Annotated in this window: 14 protein-coding genes; 4 read left to right on the forward strand and 10 right to left on the reverse strand. The window is 53.6% G+C overall.

Going from position 1 to position 22296, the window contains the following annotated elements; genetic code table 11:
• Nucleotides 1–19: 19 nt before the first annotated feature.
• The 3 genes from LX66_RS14555 to LX66_RS14565 all read right to left on the reverse strand — a co-directional run bounded on the left by LX66_RS14555 (nucleotide 20) and on the right by LX66_RS14565 (nucleotide 5265).
• The gene (locus LX66_RS14555; RefSeq protein WP_145714739.1) at nucleotides 20–1024 is read right to left on the reverse strand and encodes an ATP-grasp domain-containing protein; all 1005 of its coding nucleotides are present in this window, start codon (nucleotides 1022–1024) and stop codon (nucleotides 20–22) included.
• Between the two features lie 121 nt (nucleotides 1025–1145).
• Complete coding sequence (locus LX66_RS14560) at nucleotides 1146–1853, reverse strand: alpha/beta fold hydrolase (RefSeq protein WP_145714741.1); 708 nt, start codon at nucleotides 1851–1853, stop codon at nucleotides 1146–1148.
• 109 nt (nucleotides 1854–1962) lie between these two features.
• Complete coding sequence (locus LX66_RS14565) at nucleotides 1963–5265, reverse strand: TonB-dependent receptor (RefSeq protein WP_211366219.1); 3303 nt, start codon at nucleotides 5263–5265, stop codon at nucleotides 1963–1965.
• A 413-nt stretch (nucleotides 5266–5678) separates the two neighbouring features.
• Between LX66_RS14565 and LX66_RS14570 the strand changes: the two genes are divergently transcribed.
• Nucleotides 5679–6881, forward strand: a complete 1203-nt coding sequence (locus LX66_RS14570) for a bifunctional 3,4-dihydroxy-2-butanone-4-phosphate synthase/GTP cyclohydrolase II (protein WP_145714743.1) — start codon at nucleotides 5679–5681, stop codon at nucleotides 6879–6881.
• A gap of 102 nt (nucleotides 6882–6983) precedes the next feature.
• Here LX66_RS14570 and LX66_RS14575 read toward each other — a convergent pair whose 3' ends face one another.
• Nucleotides 6984–11717, reverse strand: a complete 4734-nt coding sequence (locus LX66_RS14575; RefSeq protein WP_158642639.1) for a translocation/assembly module TamB domain-containing protein — start codon at nucleotides 11715–11717, stop codon at nucleotides 6984–6986.
• Nucleotides 11718–11943: 226 nt separating this feature from the next.
• Between LX66_RS14575 and LX66_RS14580 the strand changes: the two genes are divergently transcribed.
• On the forward strand, nucleotides 11944–13029 hold the full coding sequence (locus LX66_RS14580; RefSeq protein WP_244620403.1) for an isoaspartyl peptidase/L-asparaginase family protein: 1086 nt from the start codon (nucleotides 11944–11946) through the stop codon (nucleotides 13027–13029).
• 1 nt (nucleotide 13030) lies between these two features.
• Here LX66_RS14580 and LX66_RS14585 read toward each other — a convergent pair whose 3' ends face one another.
• A complete protein-coding gene (locus LX66_RS14585) occupies nucleotides 13031–13906 on the reverse strand; it encodes a TraB/GumN family protein (protein WP_158642640.1) in 876 nt (291 codons plus the stop codon).
• A gap of 147 nt (nucleotides 13907–14053) precedes the next feature.
• Here LX66_RS14585 and LX66_RS14590 point away from each other — a divergent pair, with 147 nt between their 5' ends.
• Nucleotides 14054–14488: a hypothetical protein gene (locus tag LX66_RS14590; protein ID WP_145714749.1), complete on the forward strand. Its 435-nt coding sequence runs from the start codon at nucleotides 14054–14056 to the stop codon at nucleotides 14486–14488.
• A gap of 92 nt (nucleotides 14489–14580) precedes the next feature.
• Here the strand turns inward: LX66_RS14590 and LX66_RS14595 are convergent, their stop codons facing one another.
• The 5 genes from LX66_RS14595 to lepB all read right to left on the reverse strand — a co-directional run bounded on the left by LX66_RS14595 (nucleotide 14581) and on the right by lepB (nucleotide 19696).
• Nucleotides 14581–15645, reverse strand: a complete 1065-nt coding sequence (locus LX66_RS14595; protein WP_145714751.1) for an aminotransferase class I/II-fold pyridoxal phosphate-dependent enzyme — start codon at nucleotides 15643–15645, stop codon at nucleotides 14581–14583.
• A gap of 11 nt (nucleotides 15646–15656) precedes the next feature.
• Nucleotides 15657–16082: a hypothetical protein gene (locus LX66_RS14600; RefSeq protein ID WP_145714752.1), complete on the reverse strand. Its 426-nt coding sequence runs from the start codon at nucleotides 16080–16082 to the stop codon at nucleotides 15657–15659.
• 13 nt (nucleotides 16083–16095) lie between these two features.
• Nucleotides 16096–16623, reverse strand: a complete 528-nt coding sequence (locus LX66_RS14605; RefSeq protein ID WP_145714753.1) for a DUF1572 family protein — start codon at nucleotides 16621–16623, stop codon at nucleotides 16096–16098.
• Between the two features lie 27 nt (nucleotides 16624–16650).
• Nucleotides 16651–18351 carry a gamma-glutamyltransferase gene (gene ggt / locus LX66_RS14610; RefSeq protein WP_145714755.1) on the reverse strand — a complete coding sequence of 567 codons (1701 nt, stop codon included), beginning with the start codon at nucleotides 18349–18351 and terminating at the stop codon, nucleotides 16651–16653.
• Nucleotides 18352–18511: 160 nt separating this feature from the next.
• Nucleotides 18512–19696 carry a signal peptidase I gene (gene lepB / locus LX66_RS14615; RefSeq protein WP_145714756.1) on the reverse strand — a complete coding sequence of 395 codons (1185 nt, stop codon included), beginning with the start codon at nucleotides 19694–19696 and terminating at the stop codon, nucleotides 18512–18514.
• Between the two features lie 584 nt (nucleotides 19697–20280).
• On the opposite strand from lepB, the gene LX66_RS14620 reads away from it, so the two are divergent.
• Complete coding sequence (locus LX66_RS14620; RefSeq protein ID WP_145714757.1) at nucleotides 20281–22293, forward strand: hypothetical protein; 2013 nt, start codon at nucleotides 20281–20283, stop codon at nucleotides 22291–22293.
• The last annotated feature ends 3 nt before the right edge of the window (nucleotides 22294–22296 follow it).

Genomic DNA, 22296 nt, shown 5'->3' on the forward strand with positions numbered 1-22296 from the left:
ATGTACGTGTAAAAGTACATCAGGATTTTGCTTTTTTAGGCGCTTTTGCCTTCCCGGTGTTGGCCTTTATGCGGGCGGGCTTGGGTGCGGGCGCCGCTGCCTGCTGCAGGAAACCTCCCCAGGTCAGGTTGCCGGCACCTTTCCTGTGCGCGCGGGCTTTTTCAATGAGGTAACGGGCGCTGGTGTCCACCACCCATTCAAAATGCGCTTCGCCGATCACGTGCGGATCTGCGTCAGGGGCGGGATTGAAGAAGTCGATCGCATAGGGCTGCCCGTTATGCACGGCCATTTCAATGCTGTTAAAATCATAGCCCAGGTAATGGTGCAGGCGGAGGGCCTGTTCCCTGAGGGTTTGCTGCAGGGCGGCATCCGGGTGAAAGTCCGCTTCATACCGGTGGTGGTGCAGCCGGCGCGGATCATAGGGCATGATGCGCACTTCGTTGCCGATGCAGTAGCAGCGGTAGTAGGCTTCAAAGGGGATCTCTTCCTGCAGCAGCATCACCTGCTGGCCGGTTTCCGCGTGCCGGGCCAGGCATTCCTCCCGGTCCCGTACCCGGTATACGTTATGCCAGCCGCCATCCGCCAGTGGCTTGAGGTAGGCCGGGAAGCCGGTATGGGCAAAAATACTGTCCCAGTCCAGGGGATAGGCCAGGTTGCGGAAACTGTCGGAGGTAGTATGCGTGGGATGCGTGTGGCTGGGGAGCAGCGCGGTTTTGGGCACGGCCACGCCGGTCCTGAGGGCCAGCTCGTTGTTCACCAGCTTTTCATCTGCGCTCCACCAGAAGGGGTTGTTCAGCACGGCCGTACCATGAAGGGCCGCATGTTTTAACCAGGAGCGGTAAAAGGGCACATGGTGGGAAATACGGTCCAGTATGACCGTGTAAGCGGTGGCTTCGCCCTGTATCACTTTGTCGATCACCACGGCGGCTGCGCTGAGGCCGCGTACTTTTTGCTGATTGATCCGGTCAATGAGCGCATGGGGGAAAATAGTTTCCTGACCGAAAAGTAACCCTATCTTTTTCATTCGTCAATATTTTTTTTCAAAGGCCTCATGGAACCTCTCCGCCAGCCGGCGGATCGGTTTCATAATGATTTATTTTTAATAAACCTGCCAGGTTTTCAAAACCAGACCGGTCTGCAATCCATCATTTGATCAGGGATAAATAGTACGGCAGCATTTCCTTCCACAGGGGCCAGTCGTGCACGGCATTGGGGCGGATGTCCAGCCAGTGCATGATGTTCTTGGCAGCCAGTATACCGGAGAACCGTTCGTTCTGGTGCCGCGCCACATCGTTGTCCGCCACACCCAGGATAATGCCCATGCGCCAGAGTGCGGCGTCTGTATTGTCCGGCATATAGTCCACCGGGTTATGGAAATATACGTTATCGTCATAATGCCCGTCCAGCCGGGAGCGTACATCAAAGGTGGCGCTCAGGCAAAACAGGTAGGATACTTTTTCAGGGTACCGGAAAGCAAAGTTGGCTGCATGGTAGCCGCCAAAGCTGCAGCCTGCCACTGCTACGCGCTGCACGCCGGTTTCCTGTACGGCCCGGTCCAGCACTTCGTGCAGCAGCACTTTGTCATAAAGGGTATGATTATATGCTCTTTCGGCAGGCGGAATATGACGGTTGTACCAGCTATGGCTGTCTATGCTGTCCGGGCAGTAGATGCGCACCAACTGCTGGTCCACAAACCAGCGCAGGGCGTCTATCAATCCGCGGTCCTTGCTTTCATAATAGCGCCCCATGGAGGTAGGGAACAGGATCAGGGGATATCCTTCCTCTCCGAACACCAGCATTTCGAACGCACGTCCCAGGTGGGGGGAGTGCCATTTGTAGTAGTTTTCCGTCACTTATTAAAAATAAGGAAAAAGGGCGGATCATGCTACGGCAGGGCAATGACGGCATAAAAAAAACCGGATCAACTGATCCGGTTTTTTTTATGTATAAAGTGCCAGTGGCTTAATGGAAGATGTAGCGGATACCGATCTGGCTCTGCCAGCGGGAAGTCTGGAATCCTGCGTCATCAATGGCAGCTACTGTCTTGTCGTCATTCTTATGAGGAGAAGAGAAGTTATACTGCGGTGTAGTACCATCTGCTGCAAAGCCTATGAAGTCGATCAGACCATAGTTATTGTAGCTCATACCGCTGCGGGTGGTGTAGATCCGTCCCCAATCCTTGTTCAGCATGTTGCCCAGGTTGAACACATCAAAGGTAAGTTGCAGGGTATGGGTTTTACCGTTGCGCTGGCTGAGGTAGAAGTTCTGTTCCAGGTGCAGGTCAAAGATGTTGGTAAACGGAGCACGGGTGCCGTTCTTTTCGGCATACTCGCCACGGTGCTTGCTCAGGTACTTGTCATTCTCGATGAAGTTGTTCAGTGCAGCCCATTGCTCTGCAGCGGTAACTACTGTACCATCGTCTTCCGTATAGTCTACCAGGTTAATGTCGCTGGCCGTTCTCGGGATGTAGATCAGGTTCAGCCCCTTATCGCTGCTGCTGCCGGTATAGTCCTTCACTACGTTCTGGGCGGGCACATCGCGGTAGCCATAGGAGAAGCGGTCGCCGGACTGGCCGGTGTAGAACAGGGTTACGGAAGTACCGAAGTGCTTGGCGTAGTCTTTCCGGTAAGTAACGGAAGCAATGATCCTGTGGCCCATGTCATACACGGAGTAACCCAGCTCTGCTGCGTTACGGCCGTTTACGTTCGGCACCCTCCATTGGGAAGAGTTCTGGGAGGACTGGCCGTCGTTTACTGACTTGGCGCTGCCGTAGGTATAAGCAGCCGTAGCGCTCAGACCGTTGTTGAAGGCTTTCTGTAACTGGGCGGTGATGTTGTAGCTGTAACCTTCGCTGGTATTGTCGGCAAACATGATGTCCGTATAGTTGCCTCTTACGGCGCTGCCCACGTTCTCCCAGATAGTGCGGTGATCACCGCCGTTGCCGGTAACGGTTTGTCCGCTGTTAATATATGACAGGTTGAAATAGTTTACATTATTGATATTCTTGGTATAGATACCTTCCAAAGTACCTACCATGCCCCAGGGCAGCTTCTGGTCTACAGCCAGGCTGGCGCGGAATACCTGCGGGAACTTGAAGTCCTTGGCAAAGAGGTCTATCTGGCCGGAAGGCGTAGCTTCTATGCTGGGCTGGTCGTTCCAGTTCGGGTTGAAGGTGATCGGCTGGTTGGTAGGGCTCGTGGGCTGTGACGGGTCATAACGCAGGCTCATGCCACCTACTGTCATGCCATTGTTATTGTACATACCGCCGGGCCATACAAAGGGGATACGGCTGGTAAAGATACCGGCGCCACCGCGCAGTTGCGTGGTCTGGTCGCCTTTCACATCCCAGTTAAAGGCAATGCGGGGAGACCACATGATCCTGGTGTCCGGTTTTACGCCGGTTTTAGCGCCCTTGATATCCCAGTTGCCGGCAGCTACTACCTGCGGCAGGATATTCTCGTTGAACTCAGTGTTCGTAGCCGGATTGTCCAGGAAGAAAGGCAGGTCGGCGCGGATACCGAATGACAGCTTGAAGCGGTCGCTCACCTGGTAATCATCCTGGGCATACAGGCTCAGTTTCATAGCCTTGAATTTGGCTGCTCCTTCCGTATCATCCCCCGTTTTGTCATCCACGGCAGAGAAGCTGCGGTTGAAGGAAACGGCAGGTTGGTCATTCAGGAAAGCATCCAGGTTTGCGAAAGAATAGGAACCATAGTTCTGGCGAATGAATACGTTGGTCATGTTGTAGTATTCATTGTTGGTGCCTATGGTAATGGTGTGCCGGCCTTTGTACAGCTCAAAGTTGTCGGTCAGCGTGATCACGTCCTGGTTCAGCAGGTTGGCGGTGGAGAATTCTTCACTGCCAAAGCTGAGCGATTCATTGGAGATGAAAACGGAAGGGAACCGGTCGCCCATCGGGTCCCTGTTGTCCCTAACAATGTTTACCCCTACTAACAGGGAGTTGGAGGCTTTGTTGCCAAACAGGCTCTTTAATTCTGCAGTAGTGGCATTGGTGGTGGAAGTAAAGTCAATACCCTTGTTCGCAAAAGTAATGGTGTTGGCGCTGGACCTGCCGGGGCTGATGCTGTGCCCCCGGGTGTAGTTATGACGGATCGTGAATTTATGGATGTCATTGATGTTCCAGTCCAGGCGGAGGAAGAACTTCTGGCCGGTCAGTTCGCGGATGGTATTCTCATAGCCACCCGGGTCATAGCCCAGGCCGTTCAGCTTCTGCGTCAACTGTGCCAGCTCGTCGCGGCTGGCAGCCCTGGAACCACGGTTAGTCGCATAGGTTTGGTAATCAAACGGCTGAGGTGTATTGTCGTTCTGTAATTCTACGTTAAAGAAGTAGAACAGCTTGTTCTTGATGATCGGTCCGCCTATGCGCGCACCATATGTTTTAGAAGTAAAGTTGGCCAGCTTTTCCCTTTCCACTTTGGGATCGTCGGTCGGCGTTTTACCGGCCAGGTCCTGGTTGCGGAAAAAGTAATACGCAGAACCTTCGATCTCGTTGGAACCGCGGCGGGTAACGGCGTTAATAGCGCCACCGGCAAAGCCGCCCTGCTTTACGTCAAAGGGAGATACGTTAATATTGAACTGGTCGATGATATCGATACTGAAAGGAGAGATGCCGATCTGCCCGCCGTTGGCGCCATTTTCGGCCAGGCCGAAAACGTCGTTCTGCACAGCGCCGTCCACGAAGATGGCGTTGTAACGGCTGTTGGTGCCGGCAATGGAGATCGCGTTGTTGCCGCTGCCGTCCTTGGTCAGTTTGGCTTGCGGGGTCATACGCACAAAATCCGTATAGTTCCTGCCTACCGTGGGCATGTTGTCTATCTGCTGCCGGTTTACAATAGTCTGCGCCCCTTTGCGGTTGGGGTCAAAGATACCGCCCCGCTGGCCCACCACTTCAATTTCCTGGATGGTGCGGCCGGATTCCTGCAGGGTAGTATTTAACTTAAATGTCTGGCCCAAAGTCAGGAAAACGTTGTCCTGCTTGAATTCAGCGTAGCCGATGTAAGATACGGTCACGGTATAGGGGCCACCCACGTTCATGTTGGGCAGGCGGTAAAAGCCTTCCGCGTCGGTGGTGGTACCATATTTGGAACCGGAAGGGGTATGGACCGCTACCACGGTAGCTCCTGGCAATGCCTCGTTGTTGGGGCCGGTGATCTTACCGTTCATGCCGGAGGTCGTTACCTGGGCATAGGAGATAATTGCGCTCAACAGGAGGGAAACTGTAAGTAGAATTTTGTGAAATCCCATATTAATTTGCAGTTTGATTTACCCCGCAAAATTGAGAAATAATCGGGTCAAAACTTTAACGTGGAATTAACAAATTGTTAAGGTGTGACGGTTTTCATCCAGATAGCCTGTCCTGCTGCCACCCGGTCTAACGGATGCCCCTCATTTTGCCGTTTTATTCAAAGAGTAAGGGAAGAAATTACAGTTTTTCAAATTGGTTTAAACGTAATATGTAAAAAATGGGGATAAATTGCTCTTTTTCGGCCTGTTTATTCGTTATAAGCATTAATTTTTCAGTGAAAAATGGATCGGCAACGCTAAAAGCAGGTTGATCCGTTCGGAGACCTCCCGGTACTGCTACCTCCCTTTCACCGTTACATCCTGCGCTAAATGTCCTAACTTTGCCCATTATTTCAACAGACTGATCTTTATATATGCTAGACAAAATTGAAGCTGCTATAGCCGACATTAAGAGCGGGAAACTGGTGATAGTAGTGGATGACGAAGACCGTGAGAACGAAGGGGATTTTGTGACCGCTGCCCGCAACGTCACCCCGGAGATCATCAATTTCATGAGCCTTCACGGGCGCGGCCTGATATGCGCGCCTCTCTCTGAAGAGCGCTGCGAAGAGCTGGGACTGGAAATGATGGTGCGCGACAATACCGCCCTGCATCAGACTCCCTTTACCGTGAGCGTAGACCTGCTCGGACATGGCTGCACCACCGGCATCTCCGCGCACGACCGCGCCAAGACCGTGCAGGCGCTGATAGATCCGGCCACCCGGCCGGAATACCTGGGCAAACCCGGGCATATCTTCCCCCTGAAAGCAAAGAAAGGCGGTGTGCTGCGCCGCACCGGCCATACGGAAGCTACTATAGACCTGGCCCGGCTGGCCGGTTTTGAGCCTGCCGGCGTACTGGTGGAGATCATGAACGAGGATGGCTCCATGGCCCGCCTGCCCCAGCTTCGCGAAATTGCCGCCCGCTTTGACCTGAAGCTGATCTCCATCAAAGACCTGATCGAATACCGCCTCCGTACCGAAACCCTGATAGAAGAAGAAGTAAGGGTGCAGATGCCTACCAAGTACGGCAATTTTGAACTGATCGCTTTCCGGCAGCTTAACTCCGGCGACATGCACATGGCCCTCAAAAAAGGCGACTGGGAAAAAGATGAACCCGTACTGCTGCGCGTGCACTCCTCCTGCTTTACCGGCGACATCCTGCACTCCCTCCGCTGCGACTGCGGGGAGCAACTGCAGTCCGCCATGCAGATGGTGGAAAAGGAAGGTAAGGGGCTGATCCTGTACATGAACCAGGAAGGCCGCGGTATCGGGCTGCTCAACAAGCTGAAGGCCTACAAGCTGCAGGAAGAGGGAAGGGATACGGTAGAAGCCAACCTGGAGCTGGGCTTTAAAATGGATGAACGCGACTACGGCATCGGCGCGCAGATACTCCGCTACCTGAACATCGGGAAGATACGCCTCATGACCAACAATCCCCGCAAGCGTGCCGGCCTGGCCGGTTACGGCCTGGAGATCGTGGAGAACGTACCGATCGAGATACATGCCAACCCTTACAACGAATTTTACCTCAGGACCAAACGGGATAAGCTGGGGCACGAGATTATGAAGAGCTAGGATGGGAAATTCCAAATACCAAATCCCAAATTCCAAATTCCAAACAGTGCTGCAAAGCTGCTCAATAAAATGACAGCTTCAGTTATTACGGAGCGTCTGAAGTTATTTTGGGCTTGGGGATTTGGTATTTGGAATTTGGGATTCCCCGGTCTCCTCCTGCCGTATGGCCTCTGTACGCCGCAGGGAATCCAGCAGCCGGCGGGAGGGGCGCCTGGACTCGAACAGCTCCCGCAGCCGGTTGTACTCGCGTACATAAGAGATGCCCAGGCCCGCTTTATTGCGGTTCACGAGGTTATACACGTCATAGTCTGTTTTACTGAAAGCATTTATGCGCACGCGCCCGTCGGGCGTCAGCAGGTATTCCACGCGGAAGTCGCCCGCAAAACGGTTAGAGTTGGCACTGGTGGCGGTTCTGCCCCAGTCATAGTCTCCACCTACGTATATCCGTATCCGGTTATTCAGCAGGTTGCCGGTAATGCCGGCGCTTAGCTGGTTGCGGTCCACGTTGTCATCATTCAGGCCGCCGATGTTATAGGCCCGGTAGTTCAGGTTGATACCGATGCCGCTGTTCTTCAGGATGGCGCCGGTAATATTGTTGAGAATGGCGGCCGCCTGTGCGGACAGTGCCTGCCCCACGCTGTTCTTGCCCACAATGCCTGCGCCGCCGGTGGCCGTATTATCGTCCGGTATGAACTGGTTGAACAGCAGCAGCCCGTACATCTGCAGCAGGGCCTTGTTCTGGTCCTGGTTGATCTCGCGTATCCTGGCCGCCACGCCGCTCTCATAGGAGAGGGAGCCTACGTCCGGCAACTGTATCTCGTAGGAAATATCCGGCTTCATCATTTCCCCACGCAGGTTGATCACTACGTCCACGCGTTCCTGGCGGGTGGCCAGCTTGTCGTTGGCAACGGAGCCTGCCTGTCCTACCAGGTTGTACAGGCTCACTTTCGGCACGCTGTATTTGGCCGTAATGTTCATCCTGGCTTCCCGGGGATCGCCGTTCCAGGCAATGGTGCTATTCTTGGTAATATCGAACTTCCAACTGGTAAGGCGCTGGAAGGTGAAGTTATAGGAACCGTTGTTGATCTCGTAGTCGCCGAACATGGTGAAATCGCCTTCCGTGTTCACGTTGATCTGCAGGTTGCCGTTGCCATTGGCGGAGATCACGTCGCCGGTGGTGGCGTCCAGTATCACGTCTATCTGCGCCTCCGGGTTGGCGGCAATGTCCAGCCGTATATTCAGCTTCACATCGTCTTTCTTTTTCTTCTTTACCGGCTCCAGCTCGGTGCCGTAGGTCTTGAAGGTAATGTAGTCGTACTTGCCGATGTTCTTGCTGTCGGACATGGGCAGGTAAAAATGCGTGCCGTCCACGGGCCGGGCCAGTATATGCAGTTGCATGTCATTCAGCGGGCCGGAAAAGTACACCCGGCCATTGGCGATCACGTCGCCGTAGAACAGGTCGCTGTCTTCCGCGGAAGTGTTCATGAACATAAAGCGCCGGCCGGTCACGTCAAAGTCGAAATTCAGCTTGCTGAAGTGATCGTGCGAGATATAGCCGCTGGCACTGGCTCTGTTGTTGAACTTGTCGATAATACTGAAGTTGCCGAACTCTATCAGGTTGTCATCCACGTTGATGTTCAGCCGGGGTATCTTGTAATAGGTGCCCAGGTACAGCACTTTGATACCTACCGTATCCAGTTGCACCTTGCCGGTAATGGAAGGCTGTGCGGTGGTGCCGCCTACGGTCAGCTTACCGGTGGCCAGGCCGGAAATGTCGGTCACATAGTCGCCCAGGTACCGGTTCAGCGGATCGATGGAAGTACCATTAAGGTCCACCGTGGCGGATAGCTTGTTATGCTCCCCGGTCAACCCTGCCGTGCCGTCGATGAAAAAGCTCCGGCCATCGTTCTCGGAGGTAATGGTAAAGCGGGCTTCGCCGGTTTGCTGGCGGAATCCGCCTTTCAGCGTTACCAGGCCCAGGGAATCGTTGTTCAGGCGCAGACCGGTGGCGGTAATGTCCGCATCAATGTCCAGGTTCTGTGTAGGGTCCGATATATTGATGCTGCCGTTGGCAAAACCTTCTATGGGCATGGTGACCAGTTGCGAAGGGATCACATCCGCCAGGTTCAGGTTCCGGAGCGTGATCATGAAACGTGATTCGTCCGGGTTGAACTCGTTGGTCTCCACGGTAATGCTCTGGTCGTTCCGGGTTACACGCAGGTTGCTGATGGTGAGGAAATGCTTGCTCCAGTAGATCTCGTTGCCCGGCGTCATGTTCCACTGGCGGTCGTTCACGGTAAAGGCGCTGTTCAGGAAGTTGATCTTCACGCCTTCGTTCACCGTGATCACCCGTGCGTAAAAGCCGTCCAGGTCATTGCTGTCCCGGGCCTGCATGTCCATTTTTATAAAAGAGGTATCGTGGCTGGAATTGGCCAGTATCAGCGGGTATTGCATCAGCACCTGGTCGCCGGAAGATACGCGGCCCATGCTGGTGCTGACGTCTATCTTGTTAAAATTCCCCTTGCTTTTGAGCTCAAGATCTTCCACGGTATAGCCTTGGTAGGCGGCCCGGGGCACCAGGGCGTTCAGGGAGATATCGCCTTGTATAGTGTTCAGCGAGCCGTTGATACGGGTCTGGTCAAAACCGGATACCTGGTCGGTAAAGGCGCGTATCAGCTTGTCCACCTGCCCGAACTGGAAGTCGAAGGTAAAGTCCTCGCGGATATTGGCGGGCGGCACGTAGGTAAAGAAGCTGGGATAATACTTGTTGAGGAAAAGCCGGAAAGCGTCCGGCAGCTCCAGGAAGCTGTAGGTGCCTTTTACGTACCCGCTGATCTCGCTGCCGGTAATGGCCAGCACCTTGGTGTTGTTCATCAGGTCTGTGCTGATGTGCAGGGAGTCAAAGTCCACGCGGCTCTGGTTCTTGTATAATGAAATGTCGTATATGCGTGCCGTGCCGTCAAAATTATCGATGTTGCTGCCGGCAAAGTTCAGGTCCAGCCGGGTTTGCAGGGTAATGGAGTCGGTGGTGAGCCGCAGCGCTTTCAGGTGGCTGCGGCGGATCTCGGAATTGAACCGGAACACCGGCACGTCCTGGTTAAAGTCGATGGTGCCGGCAAAGTCCATGTCCAGGTTGGGGTCATTCACCGTAAGGAAGCCGTTGAAGAACTTGCGGTTCATCTCGCCCTGCGTTTTAATGTTGGTATACACGTAATCGTACAGGGATATCTGCTGCACATCCGCATCCACGGTGGCTTTCAGCGTTCTGATGTTAAAGCCTTCGCCATTCAGCCTGGCGCTGAGGGAAACGGTGGAAAGCCGGTTCACGTTCAGCAGGGCGCCCAGGTCAAAATTGCTGGTGGTCAGGCTGCCGGAGTATACCGGCACATCGCGGCTGGTCTTGAAGTTCAGGTCGGAGTTTACATTCCCCAGGTTGGTATTGAACTTGCCGTAGGCCACAAAGTCGTTCACAAAGCCGGTAAAGCTGCCCTGGAAGCGGATGGCGGAGAGACGGTCCATTTGTAGCGGCTGTACCTGCCCTACGGCGGGGAAAATGCTCTGCACATCCTGGCCGTTGGTGACCAGTTCGTCGGCCTGGAAATCAATAAAGGTCTCGTCAATATCCGGTAGCCCGCGCATACGGAGGCGGCCTTTGAGGCTGGTGGTATTGCCGGCTTGCAGGCTGATGCTGTCCGCATCCAGGTTGCTGACGGGGCCTTCCACCACGCCATTTAATGCGATCTCCTTTTTCCAGGTGGAAAGGGGAGGGGCAAAATAGGCAATATCATCGGAAGAGAGGGTGCTGTTAATGAACCGCGCTTTCATAAATACCAGGTCCACGTAATCGCTCATGTCGCTCAGGTCCGTATACTGCATGGTGTAGTAATCGCGGAGCCGGCTCCGGTTGGTGACCAGGTCCATCTGGGAGAACTCCATCTCCACGGGCGACATTTTGAAGCGGGCGGTCAGTTTTTTTACCTCGAAGCCGCTCCGCTCCCTGGCGTCCAGGGTCAGGTCGCCGATGATGCTGTCCTTCACGAGGCTGGTATTGCTCAGGGTCAGGTCAATGCTGCTGAAGCGGATGTGGTTGGGGGCAAAATATCCCTTCACAATGTGGGAGGAGTCCTCCAGGTTATCCACCCCCAGCAGGCCGTTCCGGATGGTGAGCTCTTTTACCAGCAGCTTCCAGTTGCTGCTGTTCCAGCGCAGGCGGCCGGTGCTGTCCACTGCGGGAACGGTGGTATGCACGGAGGGCCTGCGGTGCCGCAGGGGGGAGGAGGGGTAACGGGAAATGATAAACGAAGGCTGGTCCAGCAGCAACTCCTGTATGTCTACATTATGTTTTTCCAGGTCCAGGTTCTTGGCGTCCAGGTAGATGCGCCTGGCGGCAACGCGCATGTCCTCGCCCACCCAGGCGTCTATCTTGTTGATATGTACATCGCGCAGGTCTATTTTTCGGAGGTCCAGGGAGATGCCCTTTTGGGAGGCTGGCCGGCTGCTGGTGTCGGGAGGGGAGCCGAAGGCGTCTATGATAAACTGGTAGTTCCACAGGGAGTCGGTAGGGCGCCGCGCCAGGTTGACCTCCGCATCTTCCAGCCCGATGAATTTGAGCACGGGCTTGTCCTGGAAAAAGAACCAGTCTGTGATGCGCACCTGCAGGGCGCCTGCATACAGCAAGGTGTCCTGGTGGCGGTCCTCGATGTAGGTGCCTTCCAGCCTTGCACTGTTGAACAGGCGCAGGCTTACACCTTTGATCTCCACACGGGTGTTGAGCTGCGCGGACAAACGACGGGCCGCTTCCTGTACCAGCCAGTTCTGCACAGCGGGGATGTTCACCAATATGCCTGTCAATATAATAATGCCCAGCAAGGAAAGCAGGACAATGGATAATATTTTACGTATTTTTCTCAGCCGATCTGCATTTATCCGACAAAAATAGGAAATTCCAAATCCCAAATCCCAAGATTGGCACATCCCACTTAAACTATTGGTAAACTGCTTTTATGCAGGCGCTTGTTCACCAGTTTGGAATTTGGGATTTGGAATTTCCTATTTTTATAGCATGATAGCTACTTTAATCACCACAAGCATACTCATGATGGCAGGCCTCAATACTGCTGGTATACCCCGCACCTGTTCTGAAGGGGGCCGCCGCTGTTTGGAATCCGCCCAAGAGGGACAGCGGTACGTGATGGCGATACACGGCGGCGCCGGCACCATCCTGAAATCGAATATGACGGCGGGAAAGGAACAGGCCTACAGGGCTGTGCTGGAGCAGGCTTTGCAAACCGGCTATGCCATATTAAAAAAGGGCGGCAGCAGCCTGGATGCGGTGGAGGCCACCGTGCGCGTTATGGAGAACTCGCCCCTGTTCAATGCCGGGAAGGGCGCGGTGTTCACCAATGAAGGACGGAACGAGATGGACGCGTCCATCATGAGCGGCTCCAACCTGGCTGCCGGCGCTGTGGCGGGCGTAACAGTGATCAAAAACCCCATCAGCGCTGCCCGCGCCGTGATGGAAAAGTCGCAGCACGTGATGATGGCCGGCGCCGGCGCGGAAAAGTTTGCAAAGGAAGCCGGGCTGGAGATCGTAGATCCTTCCTATTTCCGCACGGAGGACCGCTGGAAGGCGCTGCAACGCGTAAAAGCCGCCGACCCGGACAAAGCCCGCCTGGACCATGACTCCACCCTGCCCAAAACCAGCGGGATACCGGGCGGCGCCCACAGGGATGACAAATTCGGTACCGTAGGGGCGGTGGCGCTGGATCAGCAGGGCAACCTGGCGGCGGCTACCTCTACCGGTGGTATGACCAATAAGAAATTCGGGCGTATCGGCGATTCCCCCATCATCGGGGCCGGCACCTACGCCAATAACGCCACTTGCGCCGTTTCCTGCACCGGCTGGGGAGAATACTTTATCCGCCTGTGTGTAGCCAAGTCCGTTAGCGACCTCATGGAATACAGGGGATGGTCCCTGCAGCAGGCCGCTGCTGAGCTGATCCTGGAAAAAGTGCCGGCGCTGGGCGGTGACGGAGGGCTGATTGCGATTGACAAGGATGGGAACATTGCCATGCCTTTCAGTACGGCCGGCATGTACCGGGGCAGCGTAACGGAAGATGGTAAGATAACGGTGGAGATCTATAAATAAGCTAATTGCTGACAGCTTCCACGCTGTATCCTTTTTCTCTTAGCAGGGCGATTACGCCTTTAGGGCCGCCCAGGTGCCCGGCGCCAAACGCGAAGAAGGTGGGCGCTACCTGCATTTCCTGCGCAATAATGGGTATCCATTCCGCATTCCGCCGGTCCACGATGATGTCCCGGAAAGGCGCGATGTCCGTAGCGGACAGCGTAAGCGTGTACAATTTCCCGATATCCTGCTGCCGGAAGGCGGCCAGCATGTCGCGGAATTTCGCCCGGTCTTCCTCCACGTGCTGCAGCATGTCCATCAGCATGGCGGCCTCCTCTTTGTCAGGTATACTGTCAAAAATGGCCACCTGGTCTTCCAGGCGTTCCAGCCCGCGAATGGGCTTGTGCTCTGCTTTGGCCAGTTTCATCAGCTCATCTTCCGCCGATACGGGGGCCTGGCACAGCAGGAACAGCTTCAGCGTGAGCACGGAGGTAATGGCCATGGGCTTCAGCCTGTCCAGCATGCTGATATCTATGCCCGCGGTTGTTTGGCAGAAGCGGTGCAGTTGTTCGTAGTCGCCGGGGGTAAAGAGCTGCTTGAACGAATAGCCTTCCGGCATCAGCATCAGCTCCTGCATTTTCCCGATGATGAGGGAATCGTCCATGTTAATTTCCAGGAACAGTTGCCGGCTGCCTTTCAAAGCGCTGGTAACGGTGGCGGGAAAACCGAAATCATCCTCACACAGCAGGTGCATGGTGCCATACAGGTAGGAGGGCTGCTGCAGGCCCTTACCGCTCACTTTCCATAACAGGGAGGACCTTTCTCCATTGCCGGCAGATGATTGCGCCTGCGCCTGCAATATGCCTGTGCCCAGCAGCAGGAAAACCAATATGCGCATGTACGAATTTTCCGGAAAGATAGGCATTTGCATTCCTTTAACACAACTTAAGATCCGCTTAAAATGCCTGGAGCCATTAAACATCCATATCCCTGCCGGGTCTCAATGCTGATACTTTTTTCAATAAACCCAAAAAGTAACAAACACATGAAAAAGATAAGCCTGATGGCCGTTACGGCCCTGATCACCACCGGCGCTTTTGCCGGCGACGGCAATATTGCTGCACGTGCCGGTATTGCATTGAACAGGATGGAGATCCGCCAGCAACGGGAGCAGAACTATGACCTGGAGGAAGATATCAGGGACCAGCAGCAACAGCTATTCGATCTCATAAAGGAGCAATCTGATATCAAAAGCGATCTGCAGGCGCTGAATATGAAAAGGCAGGAAGCCTTTACTACCGGCCATTCGTCCAGGGCGGCCCGTCTCGATAAAAAGATAGCATGGGAAGCAGTGCTGCTGAAAGCCAACAGGGACCATGTACGTGAGTGCCTGGCTGCAGAAAAAAGCGACATGCACCTGGTGAATCACAATAGCGCACGTATTGAGGAGGAGCAGGCTGCCATCCGGCAACTTAATTAATAATTAATAATGAATAATTAAGAATGATGCGCAACACTGTTGTTTCATAGCGGCACTTGTGTAACGTGTATTATTAATTGTTAATTATTTCATTATTCATTAAAATGCCCCAGCATTTTAGCGAGTGCATCCATGTCAAACGGCTCATGCAGGGCCGATAGCACAATACGGTGTATGGGCGGGCTGGACGGATCGGGATAGGCGAAGGAGGAAATAATGATATCATGGTCCAGCAGGTATTTGTCAATCGCCGGCTGCCGCTGGCCGGGTTGCAGCAGGAATACCGGCAGGTGATGCGGGTTGTGCACCAATGGGTTGCCCGTCACCTGTTGGCGGAAATATTGAATATTGAGCCGCAGCTTATTGCGGCGGGCGGCATAGAGGGACTGGCTTTGCAGGAAGGCGTAGGCGCCGGCGGGCATGATGGGGGAACTGGCGGTAAATGCGGGTTGCCTTTTCATGGCGGCAATATCCGCGGCATGGCCGGCCACCAGTCCGCCCGGGATGCTGTAAGCCTTTGCGAGGGAGGCGGTGAGCAGGTAGCGCACCGGCGTATGTACCGGCAGGGCATGTACAATGCCTTCCCCGTCCGTGCCCAGTATGCCGGCGCCGTGTGAGTCATCGATCACGGCCAGCATTTTGCGCTCAACGGCGGCCAGCCAGCTAAAATCGTTGATGGTGCTGGTGAGCGGGTTCACCGCATCGGCCGCCAGTGCAAAGGTGTGATCCGGCTGGCTGTTGATCCTGGTTACTGTTTGCTGCGCCCAGGTTTCCCAGTCCTGGCCCGGTACGTCCGCGCCGTTCAGGCGCAGCGCCGGGTGGGCGCCGGGGGCGTAGAGCAGCTCCGCGTGCTGTGCTGCGTAATGCACGGCCGCCTGCGCCGCCAGGTAGCCGGAGGAGTAAGCGGCGGCGGCCTGCTGGCGGAAGAGTACGGCCAGCGCATGTTCCAGCTCTTCGTATATGCTCAGCCGTACATTGGCCACCCGGGAGGACAGGAATACCGGCCCAAACTGTTCGGTGCCTGCCTGCAGGGCCTCGCGGAAAGCGGGCTGCGCATGCATGCCCAGGTAGGAGAAGCCGGAAAAGAACAGGCAGGTCCTGCCGGCTACGGTAACAGTTCTGCCGGGTGTAGTGGCGGTCTGCAGCGGTTGTGTCATGTCGGGGAATTTTATTGTTCGGCCTTTGTCTTCAGTACGAAATCGTATTCACCGGACTTTACTTTCATATCAAAACTATTGTCGTCCAGGTGCACGATGGTCACCAGGTGCTCGGCGTTGCGCTGGCCGTTACTGGCGGTAATGCTGATAATGCGGCCATTGCTCAGTAACTGGTATCTGCCGGAATCCGGCTGCCCGGCTATGGTGGCAATGAACAGGTTATCGTCCAGGAACTGGTAATATACATCGCTGTAATAGCCTCTTTTTAATTCCGTTGCCTGGCTCACCTGGGTAATGTCATACGGCGCGCCGGCCGGCACCTGTACATCGTACACGCGCCATTTCTTGTGCTGCAGCAACTGGTTGTTGCGGCTGCTATTGCAGGCCAGCAGCCCGAGCGCAAGCAACAGCAGCAGGTAATATTTTGTTTTGAGCATAGCCATTATTTCTTTATTTACCGGACATGGCCCTGTTAAAGTCCTCTGATTTTCCTTTAGGGATAGACAGGCTTTCCCACCGGTCTTTCAGCAGCATTTTGGCGATATACATGATCTGTCCCACATGGGAAGGGATGTGCGCCAATTGCCGGTTGATGGCGTCTATAACGGCATGCGGCTCCGTGCGTATGTGCACGGTCTTTTCCAGGTCGGCTTCCTGCAGGCTGTCCAGCGTTTGCAGCAGGCAGCTCCAGCCTTTTTCCCACAGGGCGATGATCTCCGCTTTGGCGGCATTGCTTTCTTCAAACTCCGTGTCCCGGTTGCGCCAGGGCTTTTCCCCGTCGGTGGTCAGGAAGTCGGTCCAGCGCGACTGCATATTGCCGCTTACATGCCTTACTATCTGGTATACGCTGTTGGAGCCGGGGTCCGGCTGCCAGTGCAATTGTGCTTCGTCCAGGCGTTCCAGGGTCTTGTCGCCCATGGCCTTGTAGGACCGGAACCGTTTTCTGACGCTTTCAAGATAGATGGATCCAAATGACATGGTGTAATATTTTATCGTTTAAGCTATTCAGTATCCTGCCGCGCTGTCATCCCCGCGCCCGTCGCCTACGGCTTCCAGCGTGCCGTCGCCGTTCACCTTGATCAGTTCCGTACGTCCGATGGTGCCGCGCAGGGTCACCACCTTATAGCCCATCTGCTCCAGGGAGTCAATGATATCGGCCGGGAATTGCGGCTCCACATGTATCTCGTCCGGCAGCCACTGGTGGTGGAACTTGGGCGCATTTACGGCCTGGTCCGGCGGCAGGCTGAATTCCAGTATATTCATTAACGTTTGGAACACGGAGGTAATGATGGTAGAGCCGCCGGGAGTGCCTGTTACCAGGTAGGGGCGTTTGTCCAGCAGCACAATGGTGGGCGTCATGGAGCTGAGCATACGCTTGCCCGGTGCAATGGCATTGGCGGCAGCGCCTACCAGCCCATACATATTGGGCACGCCGGGTTTTATGCTGAAATCGTCCATTTCGTTGTTCAGGAAAAAGCCTGCGCCACCTACCACTACCTTACAGCCGTAGCTGCCATTCAGGGTGGTGGTAACGGCCACGGCATTGCCTTCGCTGTCCACTACGGACAGGTGGGTGGTTTCCATACTTTCCTGTAGCAGCTTGCCGGCTTTCACCGTTGCGCTGGAGCCTGCCTGCTGCGGCTCATAGTCCTGCATGCGCTCTGCCAGGTAGGCTTTTGAGGTGAGCTGTTCCACCGGTACTTTCACGAAGTCGGCATCCCCCAGGTACTGCGCCCGGTCGGCATAGGCCCTTCTTTCCGCTTCCACCATCAATTGTATGGACTGGGGCGCATGGAAACCCCATTTGGCCAGGGGATAATCTTCCACCATGCCCATCAGTTGTTGCAGCGCGATGCCGCCGCTGGAAGGAAGGGGCATGGTCACAATAGTATAGTCCTTATAGGGAAATACAACCGGGGTTCTTTCTTTTGCTTCATAGGCTTTCAGGTCCGCCGTGGTGATAAAGCCCTTGCCACGCTGCATTTCGGCAGCAATGAGGCGGGCAGTCTCACCCTCGTAGAAACCGGCCCTGCCTTTGTCACGTATTCTTTTAAGGGTGCCGGCCAGGTCGGGCTGCACCAGGGTATCGCCGGCTTTCCAGGGAGTGGCTTTTACAAATGCGCAGGGGCGGGTATTAAGCTGGCGGAACATTTTTGCATACCGGTTCAGGTTACGGGCCTCCGCTTCGGTGATGGCGAAACCTTTTTCCGCCAGCAGGATGGCGGGCGCTATCAGCTTTTTCATGGGCAGCTTTGCGTAGCGCAGGGAGGTAAAGAACCCGGCCACCGCTCCGGGCACGCCTGCGGCCAGGTGGCCTTCCTGGCTCAGGCGGGTATCGGCCTTGCCGGCGCTGTCCAGGTACATATCGCGGTAGGCCTTGCCCGGCGCCTTTTCCCGGTAGTCGATGGTAATGTTCAGCCCATTCCGGAGATGGCCCACGAGGAAGCCGCCCCCGCCCAGGTTGCCGGCTTCAGGATATACCACCGCCAGCGCCAGTTGCGTGGCAATGGCCGCATCCACCGCATTGCCGCCTTCCTGCAGTATTTGCACACCGGCGGCGCTGGCCAGGGGATGGGCGGATACCACGGCGCCATGGCGCGCGGTAACCTGCTTTTGTACCTGGTAGCGGTATGGGTTGGTGGGAGACTGGGCATATGTGGCATGCGCCGTAACGATCAGCGCCAGGAATAACCAGGTAGTGCGCATAAGCGGTGTCTGTTTGTTGGTCAATGTTTGTCCGCACAAATTACAAAACTTCTTTCTTCCGGCTGGCTATTCTGCGCTTCATTTGCTGATATGCAGGTGCCGGTGCACTAACGACGTCGGTTATATGAGCAGCTATAGGGTTGTGGTGGACGGCGGTACTTTATTTTATGGAGTTAAATATCCTTCCCCAGCGGATCTTGCCATTTCCGTAGCTCATCCATATGATCCAGGCCTTTCCTACCAGGTGATCCTCGGGCAGGTATCCCCAGTAGCGGGAGTCCATTGAATTATCGCGGTTATCCCCCATTGCCCAGTAGTAGTTCATTTTAAAGGTGTAGCTATCGCTTTCCTTACCGTTGATGAATATACGGCCATCCTTCACCTCCAGCTTGTTATGCTCATAAGTAACGATCACCCTCCTGTAGAGCGGGAGGGTAATGCTGTCCAGCTTAACGGTTGCTCCTTTTTTGGGGATGTATATCGGGCCGTAATTATGTGCGTTCCAGGGATAATGAACCGGATCATGAGGGAAGGCGCTGGGATCGGGCTCAGTTTCAATCACCGGCTCCACCATTTTCAGGTTAAGACGGCTTAATTGCCTTACAGCATCCGGCGTAAGGTTATAGGAAAATACGCCGGGCCTTGTGCCCTGGTAATAATCCTGGTCAATCTGCAGATCCTCCAGCCTCATTGGGTTGATCGCAGACCCGTCGCTGGTTTCTACCCAGTACCTTCTTTCGGAATGGGGTGGTACGGGAGCGGCTTTACCATTCACATATACGCGGCCGTTCACAATTTTAAGGGAGTCGCCTCCTATTGCCAGGCACCGCTTGATCCAGTTTTCCCTTTTATCTACGGGCCGTACCATCATGGGAGGATAGGTTTCCACGGCTCTTTCATATCCCAGTTCCTGCACGGCGGTATAATAGTCAACGTCCTGGCCCCTGCTGTCCTTCAATACCGTGTCGCCTGCCGGGTAGTTAAAAACGATCACGTCATTTCTTTTCACGTCGGTAAAGCCGGGCAGCCTTTTATAGGGCCATTTAATGGCTTCCGAGTAAGCTTTTGTCAGCCTGGTGAAAGGTAAAGTATGATGGGTAAAAGGCAGCGCCAGTGGAGTCATGGGCAGCCGTGGCCCGTAGCTTATTTTACTAACAAATAAATAGTCGTTTACCAGTAAGGTTTTTTCCATGGAGGGGGTGGGGATCACATAGGCTTCAAAGATAAAGGTCCTTATAAGCGTTGCTGCGATAATGGCGAAAATTGCGGCATCCAGCCATTCCCTTAGTTTAGATTTAGGTTTTTTCTCTTCCTCGTTTTTCTTCTTTCTGAATTTAAAGATCATTATGTTCAAACTGTTTCTTATGAAGAAATATTACTGAGATTTACTGGTTTAATATGAAAAGCAGTAAAGATACCCTTTTTACAATAACCGGTCCGTAAATTCCCCGTGTGTCCCCGACTGCCGGCTAGTTAGTGATTACTTTGTTAAAATAATGTTAATAGTGGGTTAAGATGAATATATTATATTATACAACTTATATGTGATGAATTCTTTTTGTCTAGTTTATATTTTGTGCATTGTTACCCATAACAAGAGACCCTATACGTAGGTTTGTGAACCAAGAGTGCAAAAATATAATCGTGAAAACGCTATTGCTTGTTGTTTGTAGCCTTACTATAAACAATATTCTATTAGCCCAAAATTTTCCTGGCAAGGGAAGCCTGATCCTATATGATCCGGCTTCGGAGGAAGGTCCGCAAATGGTAGATAGCGGCTATTTTTTAGTGCACGCAGGTTGCAAATCCATGTTGGTCGTTCCGCTTCCTCCCTATCCTGCGGATTATGAAACTGTCAGGGGACTGGTTATACGCCGGAGCAGAGGTCCACAGGCGCTACCTGTTATATCGCGTAAGCCTTTTCTTACAGTGCATGGTAATATTGTGTATGACCTGTACTATCAGTCAAACGTCGATACCCCTTACCTGGAAAAAGAGCTATACCAGCATACCCTGCAAACTTCCCTGGAGATAACCATCCGGGACCAGTACCCGTTGCGTGTAGCCTTTACTACTCAAAGAGGTAATTCTGCATTGTTCCGGGATATAACAGGACTTAATCTGCAGTATTCTAATCGCGATTTTAAGAACGCCTTGTTACTGAAAGCTCAGAAATGGGAGCCGGGGACGTTGGAAGAATGGGGGGAACTGGCGCAATTAAAGCAGCGGATCGAGGAGCGGATAAAGGAGCTTAACCGCCTGAAACGCTGGAAAACCAGCCCCTCCCAGATACAGATGCTGGTGGAGGCCAGGGAACGGGAATTATATGGGCGCTTAAAAGACAGCTTGTCTGCAAGGGGGAGTTTGATGGATAGCCTGCAAAAATATATGCCAGCGCGCGATAAGGCGGATAGCGTAAGCGATTTGCTGAGAGAACGATATGCGGCTGCGGCCAGGCAGGTGGACTCGCTACAACAAGAGCTGGTAGCATGGGAACGCCTGTATCAGCAAAAACAGCAGGCCTTTGGAGCAAGAAAGCAACAACTTATGACTGCTATCATGAATAGCCGTAATAATAAGGAACTGGCAGATAGCCTGGCAACCATGAACCTACCGGATACCATATTGCCGGATGGATACCGTTCACTGCTGGCAGTGAGGTCCGTAGGGATAGGCAGAACCATGGTAGATTATTCTGAGCTGACCGCCAGGAACGTCACTATTACCGGTGTGCAGGCGGAATATAACCCATCCTACTATATAGCCTTTGCTACCGGCGCAGTGGACTACCGCTTTCGTGATTTTATTGTAAATGAGAACAGGGTCCGGCAATACCTGAATATAGTACGTGTGGGGACCGGCATGAAGGAAGGAAATAATATCATCCTCTCTTTTTACACAGGCAAAAAACAGGTGTATAATTTTAATACCGCCCCCGGAAATAATATAACGGAAGCGCCTGATTATAAAATAATGGGCGTTTCGCTGGAAGGAAGATGGCAACTAAATAAACATAACTATATTATAGGCGAAGCCGCTAAGTCGTCTATGCCTTACTATGTTCGTTCTGCGCATGATCAGGGGCTGGGGGCCAGTATGGTGAGCCTGAATGATCACTCCAACGAGGCTTTTGCCGTTACGGCCTGTTCTTTTATCCCTGCTACAGGCACCCGTATCAGCGCTATGTTCAAGCGGATGGGGGCTAACTTCCAGTCCTTCAATCTATATACTTCCGGTTCCGCTCAAACCGCCTGGATGGTTAAAGCAGACCAGCCTTTGTTTAAGCAGCAACTGACCCTTTCGGGGGCTGTCCGGCAGAATGTTTATACCAGCGTATTCGAGAACGCTGCTTACAGGAGCAATACGATCTTTAAAAGTATACAGGCTACCTTCAGGAGAAAGCACTGGCCTGTTCTATCGCTGGGCTATTTCCCCAGCTCCCAGTTGATGAAGCTAAGCGAAGACAAGTACGTGGAGAACCTGTTTTATACCCTGGTAGCAACAGCCAGCCATTTTTACCGTTACCAGGGCATTACAATGAATACGATCTTTTCCGGTACTAAATTTTATAACCACCAGACAGATAGCAATTTTGTATACTTCAACAGCACCAATTTGTTGCTGAACCAAACTGTATTCCTCGGAAAGTTCACGCTTAACGGAGGATTATCATCCGCCGTCAACCAGGATTACGCTTTATATGGCATTGATGGCAGCATGCAGTATAAAATATTAACCTGGCTGGAAATAGGCGGTGGGATAAAGTACAATTATCAAACCGAGTACAACCTGCAGCAAACCGGCTATTCGGCCAACGCCAGGGTCAACATCCCTAAAATAGGGGAAGTGGCATTGATGGCGGACAAAGGTTTTGTGCCCGGAGTGGACAGGCAGTTGGTGCCTAATAAAACAGGAAGAATCACCTATACAAAGATATTCTAAAAA

The organism is Chitinophaga japonensis, from assembly GCF_007830125.1.
Taxonomy (GTDB): domain Bacteria; phylum Bacteroidota; class Bacteroidia; order Chitinophagales; family Chitinophagaceae; genus Chitinophaga; species Chitinophaga japonensis.